The following is a 10,840-nucleotide window of genomic DNA, read 5'->3' as shown; positions in this document are numbered from 1 at the left end:
GTCGTCGATGTCAGGCTTCGGCGAGTCCGCAGACCCGACCGAGAGGAGATTCCGGTGCGCGTACGCATGAAGGCAGCGGCGATGACGGCCCTGGTCACGGCAGCGCTGGTGGTGACGCCTGAAATGGCGATGGCCGCCCAGTACGACGGGGTGATGGCGTCCGCCACGTCGTGCGGGACCGGCGCGACGACCCAGCGGGAGATAGCGCTGTCGTACGGCTCTCCACTCGGAACGGTGGTGGCGAGGGTCGAGTTGCGCTACAGCTCGAGGTGCAACACCACGTGGACGCGGGTCAAGTCGACGGTGCTGCCGGCCGACCAGCTCTGGGGAGCGGTCATCCGGAACTCGGACGGCCGGTCCTACTGGTGCTCCGAGTACGCCTGGAGCAGCAATCTCGGGGCGAACTACTGCCTCACGCCGATGATGAACAGGTCCGGCACCTCCACCCTCGCCTACGGCGGAGCCGACCTCGTCAACGACTCGGTCGACGGCTGGACCTCCAACTTCTAAGGACCCGAGCGAATCCACACACATCGGCGCGGCGATGTGGATCCCGGGCACATGGGAATTCGATTAACGTCTTTGTAACGTCCGCGACATGAATCCCCGCAGGTACTGGCCACTGCTGCTGGCGGTGGTGCTGGCCGTCGCCGGCATCGCCGTCTCGCCCTTCGCCCCCGCGAACGCCGCCGCCACCCTGGTCCAGGTCGGCTCGTTCGGCTCGAACCCCGGTGCGCTGCGCATGCACGCGTACGTTCCCGACGCGCTGCCCACCGGCCGTCCGCTGGTGGTGGCGCTGCACGGCTGCACCCAGACCGCCGCCGACTACTACAACCGGTCCGGCTGGCCCAAGTACGCCGACCTCTACCGGGCAGCGGTCGTCTTCCCCGAACAGACCTCGGCCAACAACGCGCTCTCCTGCTTCAACTGGTTCACCGCCGGCGACATCGGCCGCGGACAGGGCGAGGCGCTGTCCATCAAGCAGATGGTCGACCACGCGATCCGCACCTACGGCTCCGACCCGGCGCGGGTGTACGTGACCGGCCTGTCCGCGGGCGGAGCGATGACCGCGGTCATGCTGGCCGCCTACCCCGACGTGTTCGCCGCGGGCGCGGTCGTCGCCGGGCTGCCGTACAACTGCGGCACCGTCTGCCAGTACCAGGCGCAGTCCAAGACCCCGGCGCAGTGGGGCGCCCTGGTCCGTGCCGCGAACCCGGGTTACACCGGCCCCTGGCCGCGCGTCGCCGTCTGGCACGGCACCGCCGACACGACGGTGGTCCCCGCGAACGCCACCGAGCTGCGCGACCAGTGGACGAACGTGTGGGGCATCCCCCAGACCCCGTCGGCGACCGCGTCCCTGCCCGGTTCGACCGGGGTCGAGCACTACCACGACGGCAGCGGCCGGCCGGCGGTCTCGCTCTACCGCGTGCAGGGCCTGGCGCACGGGACCCCGGTGGCGCCCGGAAGCGCCGAGAACCAGTGCGGCGCGACCGGCCCGTACTTCCTGAGCTCGATCTGTTCCTCCTACTACATCGCCCAGTCCTGGGGCCTCACGGGCGGCTCGCCGACGACCCCGCCGCCGTCGTCACCCCCGCCGCCGTCGTCACCCCCGCCGACCTCGCAGCCCTGTTTCACGTCGAGCAACTACGCGCACACGACCGCGGGCCGGGCCCGGCAGTCCGGCGGGCAGACCTACGCCAACGGCTCGAACCAGGCGATGGGCCTGTGGAACACGTTCACGATCCACACCCTCAAGCAGACCGGCCCGAACTACTACGTCCTCGCCGACGGGCAGTGCTGACACCGCGGCCCCCCGGCAGGCGGATCCGGCCGCTGATGTTCTGCCCGAGGTCGACCACGTGACGGCCGGGCCCCAGCTCACGCACGCTGACCGGCCGGATCTCCCCGCCCGCGCGCACCGGCGGCGCCGGAGCACACCAGCTGCTCGTAGCCCCGATCGACGACGGTGACCGGTTCCCACACGGGCTCGATGATGCAGTGGTCCTCGTGCTGGCCCCTCGATCAGGTCGGCGACCACTTGCGGCGCTCGCCAGAGGTCAGCGGGCGTCCCGGCCACGGTACGAGGACGCAGTCGGCGGACTCCGCGTGGACGGTCTTGACGTCGTCGACGTGCAGTTCGTAGGCCTTCCGCACGGCCGCGCCCTCGGGCAGCCGTCAGGAGATACGGGCCCGCGGTTCGCCCAGGCCGAGGGGCTGGCCGAGGTGCTCCGCGCGGAGAGGGGTGGGACGGCTCATGCGGGTCAGCCGGCCACCGCCGCTCCGGGCGGCACACCTCGTCGTCGGCGATACCAGCGATCAGCGCCGCCGATCGCTCATGACTGCGATGACAGGCCGCTCCCGTCGGTCGGGGTCGGCAGCCGGAGCCTGAACGCGACGCCGTCGGGCAGGTCGTCGACCGTCAGGGTGCCGCCGTGCAGGGCGGCGATGTCACGGGCGATCGACAGTCCCAGGCCGGTTCCGCCGTCCTGGCGCGAGCGGCTGTCGTCGAGGCGTACGAACCGGTCGAAGATCCTTTCCTGGTCTTCCGGGCCGATGGCCGGGCCGTCGTTACCGACGACGATCTCGGCCCGGCCGCCCGAAGCGCCGAGACTGACGGTGATCCGGCTCCGGGCGTGGCGCATCGCGTTGTCGACCAGATTGCGCAGCACCCGGTGCAGCTGGTCGGCGTCGCCCATGACGCGCACCGGCGTGACCCGGCCGTCGACCCGCAGGTCTGGCCGGTCCTCGGCCAACCGGTCGCGGGCGGCGTAGACCAGATCGTCGAGATCGACCTCCTCCCGGCGCGGCCGCAGCGCCGCGTCGTCCACCCGGGCGAGCAGCAACAGATCGTCGACCAGGCGCGCCAGCCGGGTGCTCTCCCGGCGGATGCGCGTCGCCGACCGCTCCGCCGGCTCGTCCAGCTCGGCGCCCGTCAGAAGGTCGGCGTTGGCGTGGATCGTCGCGAGCGGGCTGCGCAGCTCGTGGCTGGCGTCCGCGACGAACCGGCGCTGCACCGCCGACGCCGCCTCGATCCGGTCCAGCATCGTGTTCATGGTGGCGGCCAGCGCGGCGATCTCGTCGCCGGAGTCGGGCACCGGCAACCGGGCGTCCAGATTCGTCGCCGTGATCGTGGCGGCCCGGCGGGTCATCGCCTCGACCGGGCGCAGCGTGCGCCCGACGAACACGAACGTCGCCACCCCCACCACGACGGCCAGCACCGGCATGCCGAGCAGCAGCGCCGCCACGATTGCCCGGGTCGCCTCCTCGAGCGTCTCCAGCGACTGCGCCACGAGCACGGTGTAGCGGCCGTCCCGCGTCTCGACCCCGGCCGCGAGCACGCGGAACGACGAGTGCCGGCCGGACCGCAGCCTCGTGGTCTCCTCCGCCGGCCTCGCGGCCTCCCGGCCCGGCAGTCTCGCCGTCTCCCGGCCCGGCTTCCCCGGTGGCGGGCGCAACCCGGACATCGGCCGGCTGCCGGCTCCGGGCGACGCGGCGACGACCCGGCCGGCCCCGTCGACGACCTGCACCATGGTGCGTCCCGGCTCACCCGGGGTCAGTGCCGCCGACAACGCCGGCCCGCTCCCGGCCCGCAGCGCGGCGACCACCTGGTCGACCCGGCCGGAGGCCGTGCCGGTGGCGTTGTCGAGCAGGATTCCCCGGACGGTGACCAGCAGCACCGCGCCGGCGGCCACCGCGGCCACCGCCACCACCGCGCCGGCGGCCAGCGCGGACCGCAGCCGGATGCCGGGCAGCCGGGGCAGCAGGGCTCGCAGACGCATGGTCGTCACGCTAGCCAGGGCCTGCTGAGCGCGGGCTGAAAGCGTGTTCAGCGGATTTTCAGAGTGCGGAGGGCAAGCTGGGACAGGATCGGATCGGGAGGTACGAGGTGCGCGTGCTCGTCGTCGAGGACGAACAGGAACTGGCGGAGACGATCCGCGACGGCCTCAACCGGGAGGGATTCACGGTCGACCTGGCCCACGACGGCGTCGACGGCCTGTGGATCGCCACCGAGCGACCCCACGGGGCGTATGACGCCATCGTGCTCGACATCATGCTGCCGGGGCTCAACGGTTACGAGATCTGCCGGCAGCTGCGGGCCCGCGAGGTGTGGACGCCGGTGCTGATGCTGACCGCCAAGGACGGCGAGCACGACGAGGCCGACGCCCTCGACCTGGGCGCGGACGACTACATGGTCAAGCCGTTCTCGTTCGTGGTGCTGATCGCGCACCTGCGCGCGCTGATCCGCCGGGGCGCCCCGGAACGGCCGGCGATCCTGAGCGCCGGTGACCTCACGCTCGATCCGGCGCAGCGCCGCGTCTGCCGGGGGGACACGCACATCCCGGTCACACCGCGCGAGTTCGCGCTGCTGGAGTTCCTGCTGCGCAACCGGGGCCGGGCCGTCACCAAGACCGCCATCATCGAGAACGTGTAGGACGCCAACTTCAGCGGAGACCCGAACATCATCGAGGTGTACGTCGGATACCTGCGCAAGAAGATCGACCACCCGTTCGGCCGTAACGCCATCGAGACGGTGCGGGGCGCCGGCTACCGCCTGGCCGCCGACGGCTGACGGCGCTTGCGGGCCGGCCGATGTGCACCCGCGTCGTGGCCGTTCACGGTGCCCCGGCGGCGTCACCGTGGGTCACCCGCCGGTAGTAGCCGTCCGGATCACGCAGACGGAAGTCGTACAGGCCCCACGGCTGCGGCCGAAGAGGCTCGACGGCGGAGGTACGTGAGCGAAAGTGCTCGTAGAGCGCGGTGACGTCGTCGACGCCGTCGAGCTTCAGCACGATCTCGACGCCCGCGCCGTTGGCCGGAGCCGTGCCCTGCCGGAGTGGGCCTGGTCCGTTGGCGTCCCGGACGGTCAGGTTCGACAGCACACCGTCCGATCATCCCCGCCGCGGTCTCTGCTCTTCAGCGGGATTTCAGGTGTCGTCTGCCAGTCTGTGCGCCACAGCCCGGCCAGGTGGCCGGGCCGTGCATCTCATCACCGCAGCACCCAGAGGGACCAGGGAAGCCGACATGAGCGATCTGACACCGCGTAAGCCGCACGACGACGACGAGCCCACCGCTCAGGTGAACGCCGGCACCGGAGACGCGCAGGAGGAGCCGGAACCCGCCCCGGTGTCCGCCGTCGCCGGCTCCGCGCCGGGCACGCCGGACCCGGCGACGCCTGCACCCGAGCCCGTGGCATCGCCGGCCGCACCCGTCGCGACGGCCCCGGCCGCACCCGTCGCGGCTGCCCCTGCCGGTCCGGCCCGCGAGCGCTGGCACAGGCGCCGAGTGCCGGTGCTGGCCGCTTTCGGGGCGCTGCTGCTGGGCGGGTTGATCGGTGGCGGTGTGGTGGCGATCGGCGTGTTCGCGGCCGGCGACCATCGTGGTGACGACCGCGGCCAGCACGGCCCACGTTTCGCCAGGGACGGAGGCGACCGGGCCGAGGGCCGCGGCGGCGACCGGTTCGAACGGCGCGGTGAGGCCCGGCGGGAGGGTCGTGAGGAACGGCGCCGTGGCCGCGAGGGGGCTGCGCCGGCTCCGTCGGGCAGCGCCGGGCCCGCTTCGCCGGCACCCAGCGCGTCGTCCTGACAGGCTGACCCGACCAGACTGGCCCGACCGCCGGTGGGGAGCCGGTGACCCCTTCCGCAGCTGCGCGAGCGCTACCGGCGGCGGGCGGCGGGCCGCTCAGCGGACGGGAGTCAGCGGTGGCTCACCCCGACGAGCATCGTCGTGGACGGTGAGATCCGCTGGCAGGGGCGGCTGGAGGGCCGTCGACCGGCGCGATAACGTCGCCGGATGCACGTGATCGAGATGACGGACGAGCCGGCCGAACCCGGCGATCGCAACACCGCCGGCGGCCGGCCGATTCTGGCGCCGGGGCAGTCGTGGCCGGTCTGCACCTGCGGCGAGCGGATGGCGTTCTTCTTCCAGATCGACGTGCCGGACGACGTCCCGGACTTCGGTGGCGAGCACCTGCTGGTGTTCCAGTGCCCGGTGCACAACGAGGCCGCGTTCGGGCCGGCGCGGCTGCCCGATCGCTACTGGGAGACCCCTTCCGGCGGGTACGACATGGCGCACTGGCGTTTCCTGCGCCATCGGGGCGGCGACGTGGCCGACGTGGAGGACGAGGTGATGCAGCCACGCCGACTGGTGCTGCGCGCGGCGGGCCCGGACGACGAGTGGGACTTCCGTGTCGGTGGCGAGCCCGCGTGGATTCAGGGCGAGGAGAAGTACACCTGCGCGTGCGGCGCCGAGCTGGCGTTCCTCGTGCAGATCCCGGAGAACTACGGTTTCCCGAAACTGCCGGAGGCGCCGAGGCAGCCGGACACGTTCGACAGCAACGCCTATGGGCTGCTGCTCGGCAACATGGTCTACATTCTCGCCTGCCCGGACCGCTGCGACCCGGCGGCGGCGTGGCCCGCCAACCAGAACTGAGCGTCACCAACCAGTCTCCGGACCGGCCGAAGGTCATCAGATGCTCGGGCTCGCCGGGTCACAGGCGTAAGCGGATCGTAAGCCGAGCGGTCTGGTGATCATCGGGTGCCAGGCGCTTGACTCGACCTGTGATTCGCCGACTACTCAGCAGACCTGTCACCTGGATCGTCGTCGCGGTGCTCGGCATCGGTGGCGCGGGGGCCCTCTACTGGTTCCAGCCGTGGAAGCTGTTCACCGACACCGTCGTGACCGAGGCCCTGACCGTCGTGCCGTCGTCGGAGCCGGAGCCGGAGCCGGTCGTGTCCAGCTCGGCCGCGCCGCCGAAGGCGACGGCCGTCGTGATCGCGGAGGGGAAGTTCGTGACCCACGAGCACGACACCAGCGGCACGGCCCGGATGGTCCGCAACCCGGACGGCAGCCACCAGCTGGAGCTCGTCGGCCTCGACACCAGCGACGGGCCCGACCTGCGGGTGTGGCTGTCCGACCAGAAGGTCCGCGAGGGGGTCGCGGGCTGGCGGGTGTTCGACGACGGCGAGTACGCCGAGCTGGGCAAGCTCAAGGGCAACCACGGCGACCAGGTGTACCGGCTCGGCGCGGACGTGGATCCGGCGACGTTCCGCAGCGTCAGCATCTGGTGCAAGCGGTTCGCCGTCTCGTTCGGTGCGGCCACCCTCGACATCGCGAAGGCGTGACGATGTCCTGATGGGACGCCGATGCCAGCAGTGTGACGCCCGCTATGCCGGGCAGCCGGGCTCCGGCGGCTGCCTGGGGCATCTCGACGGCATGCGGCTGTTCGAGGCGCGGTGCGGGCTGGACGGCACTCGGTTCAGCCCGCCGGTGTACGAGACGGTCAACCGGCTCGTGCTGCCCCGATCCGGCGCCTATCTCATGCTGGTCAACGGGCAGGAGGTGTTCGTCGACAGCGGCACGGCGGTCCTGACCCGGCGCGGCGACGAGCTGCGGGTGGCGCACCCGCTCGGCGGCGGCGACACGTTCACCGCGGTGGAGCTGGACGCCGAGGTCTGCGAGCGGTTGCCGCGGCGGGCGTACCGCTTCCGGCTCGATGATGCGACCGACCTGCACCACCGTGTCCTGGTGGCCGCCTGCCGGCGCGGTTTCGACGCGCTCGCCGCCGGTGAGCGGCTGCGGGCCGTGCTGGACCGGCTCGCCCCGGACAGCGCGGGTGGCGCTCCGCGGCGGGCGGCGACCGCGGTGGCGCACCGGCGGCTGGTCACCGAGGCGCGCGAGGCCCTGGCCGACGGCCGGTACGCCTCCGGCCTGACCGAGCTGGCGCGGCGGGTCAGCTGCTCGCCGCATCACCTGAGCCGGATCTTCCAGGCCGTCACCGGGGAGTCGCTGACCGAGCATCGCAACCGGATGAGGATCCGCGCGGTCCTGAGCGACCTGCAGGACGGTGACGACTGTCTGCGGATCCTGGCGGCGCGGTACGGCTTCGCCGACCAGTCCCACCTGACCAGGGTGGTCCGCAAGCACCTGGGTGAGGCGCCCGCGACGGTACGGCGAATGCTGAACTGAGTTCGGCTTCCCACCTTTCGGACGTCCCGAGTCCGCTGCGTGGTGACCTACGCCCACGGGCACGCCACACATCACCACGCGAACCGGCAGCGCCGCCTACGTGGTGCCCCACGCCCACAGGCACGCCACACATCACCACGCGAACCGGCAGCGCCGCCTACGTGGTGACCCACGCCCACAGGCACGCCACACATCACCACACGAACCGGCAGCGCCGCCTACGTGGTGCCCCACGCCCACAGGCACGCCACACATCACCACGCGAACCGGCAGCGCCGCCTACGTGGTGACCCACGCCCACAGGCGCGCCACACATCACCACACGAACCGGCAGCGCCGCCTACGTGGTGACCCACGCCCACAGGCACGCCACACATCACCACGCAACGGGGAGGGTTGCGGGAGGCGGAACCGGACCGCCGCGGAGTCGAGAACGAGTAAACGAGCATGAATGTCCAACGTGGTCGCCGACCAGGCGGTGTCGCATCAGGGGACAAGCCCGCGACAGGAGCATTCCATGCCGATACCGATCCGAGTCCTCCGCTGGACCGCCGCCGTCCTGACGACGGTCACGCTGACGCTGCCACCCGGCGCACCCGCGTCGGCCGGTCACCCACCACGTCTCACCGGCTCCGCGCCCTGCGCCGAGATCGCCACGTTCACCTGCTCGTATCTCACCGTCCCGCTCGACCGCACCGGCGCGCGGCCCGGCACGCTGCGGCTGCGCGTGGCGGTGGCGGACAACGCCGGCGCTCCCCGGGGCGTGCTGATGGTGCTGTCCGGCGGGCCGGGTCAGCCGGGCCCGGCCCTCGTGCCGCGCATCTCGCAGCGCCTGTCGTACCTGCTCGCCGACTACCGCATGGTCATGATCGATCAGCGCGGCACCGGCGAGGGCGCGATCGACTGTCCGCAACTGCAGCGGGAGGTGGGTTCCTCCGACGTCACACCGCCCACCCCGGCCGCGGTCCGGGAGTGCGCCGGCCTGCTCGGCCGGAACCGGAACCACTACACCACCGCCGACACCGTGGCCGACCTCGAGGATCTGCGCCGCGCGCTGGGCGTGCCGCGCTGGACTCTGGACGGCGTCTCGTACGGCAGCTTCGTGGCCGCGCACTACGGCCTGACCCACCCACGGCGGGTGGAGCGGATGGTGCTGGACTCGGTGGTGCCGCAGAACGATCTGGATCCGCTGTACGTGGACGGGTTGGCCCGGTCCGGTGAGGTGCTGCGGGCCGCGTGCCGTGAGCAGCAGTGCGGGTACGATCCGGCCGCCGAGCTGGCCGACGTGGTACGCCCATACGACAACGGTGTCGGTGTCCTGGACCTGCTCGTCATCGCCAGCATCGTGGACCCGAAACTGACCGCCACGAACTTCTACCCGGTTCTCCAACTGCTGCATCTGGCGGCGCAGGGTGATCCCGGTCCCCTGAACGCCGTCATCGAGGACCTGCGGCACGGTTCGTTCACGCCGCCGGCCGAGTACAGCAGCGGCCTGCACGTGGCGACGCTCTGCGGTGACCTGCGCAGCATGCCGTGGGGTGACGCGAGCGCGCCGCTGCGGGTCCGCGACGCGGCCGTCGAGCGGGCGCTGGCCAAGGTGTCCGATGACGAGGCGTGGCCGTTCGAGCCGCGGACCGCGGTGGAGCAGGGCATCATCGCCGCCTGCCGGCACTGGCCGCCGTCCCGGCCCAACCCGCGGCCGCCGTACCCGCGGCTGACCATGCCGGTCCTGATGATCAACGGGGACCGGGACCTGTCGACACCGCTCGAATGGGCCCGTCAGCAGGCGGCGCTCACCCCGCGCGGACGGCTGGTCGTCATCGAGGGCATGGGCCACTCGATCCAGGGACGCAACGCCGAGGGCGACCGCGTGGTCCGCGAGTTCCTGACGGGGAGCTGACCGCCGCCCCTGACGAATCAGAATCAGAAGCTGACCGTCGCCCCTGGCGAATCAGAATCAGAAGCTGATCGTCACCCCTGGCGAATCAGGAGCTGACCGCGGCGAGATCCAACAGCTGTTGCAGCATCAGCCCGTGCCGCACGTCGAGGACGTGCGGCACGCCGGTGCGTACGGCGGCGGCGAACTCGGCCCGCAGCACCGGCCAGCACTCCGCGTGATCGACCGTGCCGAAGTCGAGGGCCAGGGTGCCGGCCGGGCCGTACAGCTCGATCCCGGCGTGGGAGGCGGCGAGCCCGACGGCTCCGGACAGCGACATCTGGCTGACCGCGCCGCTGTGGTGGCGGCAGGTCAGCTCGATCCAGCGACGGCTGTCGCCGGTGGCGTGCACGTGCTCGATCGGCCCGAGGGCGGCGTCGGCCAGGTCGAGCAGGTGCGGGCCGAGGTCGTACATGGCTCCGCTGGTCAGCCGCCACCCGGTCGCCATCGCGCCGTCCAGGAACGCACCGTGCAGGTAGCGGCTCCGCGCCCCGATCGCGTCGAAGTCTCGGGCCGCGGCGAGAAAGGCACGCGTGGCCGGGTGGTAGCGCTTGGTCAGCACCAGCTGGGTCACCACGCCCGACTCGGTGACCGCGTCGGCGATCGCCCGCGCGCCGCCGAGATCGAGCGCGAGCGGCTTCTCCAGCAGCAGCGCCTTCCCTGCCCGGGCGGCGCGGGGCGCGAGCTCGGCCTGCACGTCCGGCGGCACGGCGAAGGCGACGGCCTCACATCGGGAGAGCAGATCTTCGAAAGAACCTGCGGCGTACGTGTCCAGCCGCGCGGCCAGGTCGGCGGCGGCCCCGGCGCGGCGCGCCCAGACCGCGGTGAGCCGGGTCTGCGGTCCGGCGGCCAGCACCGGGCCGTGCATCGTCGCGGCCCACGGCCCGGCGCCGACCAGTCCGACCGCGACCGGCGGCGTGGCGGGATCCCATTCCATAC

Annotated in this window: 11 protein-coding genes and 1 pseudogene; 8 read left to right on the top strand and 4 right to left on the bottom strand. The window is 72.2% G+C overall.

Annotation, left to right across the window (positions count from 1 at the left end; all coding sequences use genetic code 11):
• Positions 1–54: 54 nt before the first annotated feature.
• Positions 55–510, top strand: coding sequence for a DUF2690 domain-containing protein (locus CLV67_RS25565; RefSeq protein ID WP_146169287.1), 456 nt, complete (start codon positions 55–57; stop codon positions 508–510).
• An 88-nt stretch (positions 511–598) separates the two neighbouring features.
• Entirely contained in the window at positions 599–1,801 is a 1,203-nt protein-coding gene (locus CLV67_RS25560; protein WP_106322588.1) for an extracellular catalytic domain type 1 short-chain-length polyhydroxyalkanoate depolymerase, read from the top strand.
• Between the two features lie 221 nt (positions 1,802–2,022).
• On the opposite strand, the gene CLV67_RS54315 is transcribed toward CLV67_RS25560, so the two are convergent.
• On the bottom strand, positions 2,023–2,154 hold the full coding sequence (locus CLV67_RS54315) for a hypothetical protein (protein ID WP_275414902.1): 132 nt from the start codon (positions 2,152–2,154) through the stop codon (positions 2,023–2,025).
• Positions 2,155–2,333: 179 nt separating this feature from the next.
• Complete coding sequence (locus CLV67_RS25555; protein ID WP_106322712.1) at positions 2,334–3,779, bottom strand: sensor histidine kinase; 1,446 nt, start codon at positions 3,777–3,779, stop codon at positions 2,334–2,336.
• Positions 3,780–3,886: 107 nt separating this feature from the next.
• Between CLV67_RS25555 and CLV67_RS25550 the strand changes: the two are divergent.
• Positions 3,887–4,570 (top strand): annotated as a pseudogene (locus tag CLV67_RS25550) (response regulator transcription factor).
• A 43-nt stretch (positions 4,571–4,613) separates the two neighbouring features.
• Here the strand turns inward: CLV67_RS25550 and CLV67_RS25545 are convergent.
• Positions 4,614–4,880, bottom strand: a complete 267-nt coding sequence (locus CLV67_RS25545; RefSeq protein ID WP_106322586.1) for a VOC family protein — start codon at positions 4,878–4,880, stop codon at positions 4,614–4,616.
• A 142-nt stretch (positions 4,881–5,022) separates the two neighbouring features.
• On the opposite strand from CLV67_RS25545, the gene CLV67_RS25540 reads away from it, so the two are divergent.
• From CLV67_RS25540 to CLV67_RS25520, 5 genes are all read left to right on the top strand, one after another.
• A complete protein-coding gene (locus CLV67_RS25540) occupies positions 5,023–5,583 on the top strand; it encodes a hypothetical protein (RefSeq protein WP_106322584.1) in 561 nt (186 codons plus the stop codon).
• A gap of 207 nt (positions 5,584–5,790) precedes the next feature.
• The gene (locus CLV67_RS25535) at positions 5,791–6,429 is read left to right on the top strand and encodes a hypothetical protein (protein WP_106322582.1); all 639 of its coding nucleotides are present in this window, start codon (positions 5,791–5,793) and stop codon (positions 6,427–6,429) included.
• 128 nt (positions 6,430–6,557) lie between these two features.
• Entirely contained in the window at positions 6,558–7,121 is a 564-nt protein-coding gene (locus CLV67_RS25530) for a DM13 domain-containing protein (protein ID WP_106322580.1), read from the top strand.
• A gap of 10 nt (positions 7,122–7,131) precedes the next feature.
• Positions 7,132–7,965, top strand: coding sequence for a helix-turn-helix transcriptional regulator (locus tag CLV67_RS25525; protein ID WP_106322578.1), 834 nt, complete (start codon positions 7,132–7,134; stop codon positions 7,963–7,965).
• A 517-nt stretch (positions 7,966–8,482) separates the two neighbouring features.
• Positions 8,483–9,865, top strand: coding sequence for an alpha/beta fold hydrolase (locus tag CLV67_RS25520; RefSeq protein ID WP_170153983.1), 1,383 nt, complete (start codon positions 8,483–8,485; stop codon positions 9,863–9,865).
• 85 nt (positions 9,866–9,950) lie between these two features.
• Here CLV67_RS25520 and CLV67_RS25515 read toward each other — a convergent pair whose 3' ends face one another.
• Positions 9,951–10,838, bottom strand: a complete 888-nt coding sequence (locus CLV67_RS25515; protein WP_106322576.1) for a Gfo/Idh/MocA family protein — start codon at positions 10,836–10,838, stop codon at positions 9,951–9,953.
• Positions 10,839–10,840 lie beyond the last annotated feature (2 nt).

The sequence above is a fragment of the Actinoplanes italicus genome (assembly GCF_003001815.1).
Lineage (GTDB): Bacteria > Actinomycetota > Actinomycetes > Mycobacteriales > Micromonosporaceae > Actinoplanes > Actinoplanes italicus.
Note: the sequence above shows the minus strand (reverse complement) of the source record. Positions and strands in the feature narration are given on the sequence as shown.

Bases quoted from the DNA above. Each gene is read 5' to 3' on its own strand.
- CLV67_RS25560 (WP_106322588.1), top strand. From the start codon at position 599: ATGAATCCCCGCAGGTACTGGCCACTGCTGCTGGCGGTGGTGCTGGCC.
- CLV67_RS25555 (WP_106322712.1), bottom strand. From the start codon at position 3,779: ATGCGTCTGCGAGCCCTGCTGCCCCGGCTGCCCGGCATCCGGCTGCGG.
- CLV67_RS25540 (WP_106322584.1), top strand. From the start codon at position 5,023: ATGAGCGATCTGACACCGCGTAAGCCGCACGACGACGACGAGCCCACC.
- CLV67_RS25535 (WP_106322582.1), top strand. From the start codon at position 5,791: ATGCACGTGATCGAGATGACGGACGAGCCGGCCGAACCCGGCGATCGC.
- CLV67_RS25525 (WP_106322578.1), top strand. From the start codon at position 7,132: ATGGGACGCCGATGCCAGCAGTGTGACGCCCGCTATGCCGGGCAGCCG.
- CLV67_RS25520 (WP_170153983.1), top strand. From the start codon at position 8,483: ATGCCGATACCGATCCGAGTCCTCCGCTGGACCGCCGCCGTCCTGACG.
- CLV67_RS25515 (WP_106322576.1), bottom strand. From the start codon at position 10,838: ATGGAATGGGATCCCGCCACGCCGCCGGTCGCGGTCGGACTGGTCGGC.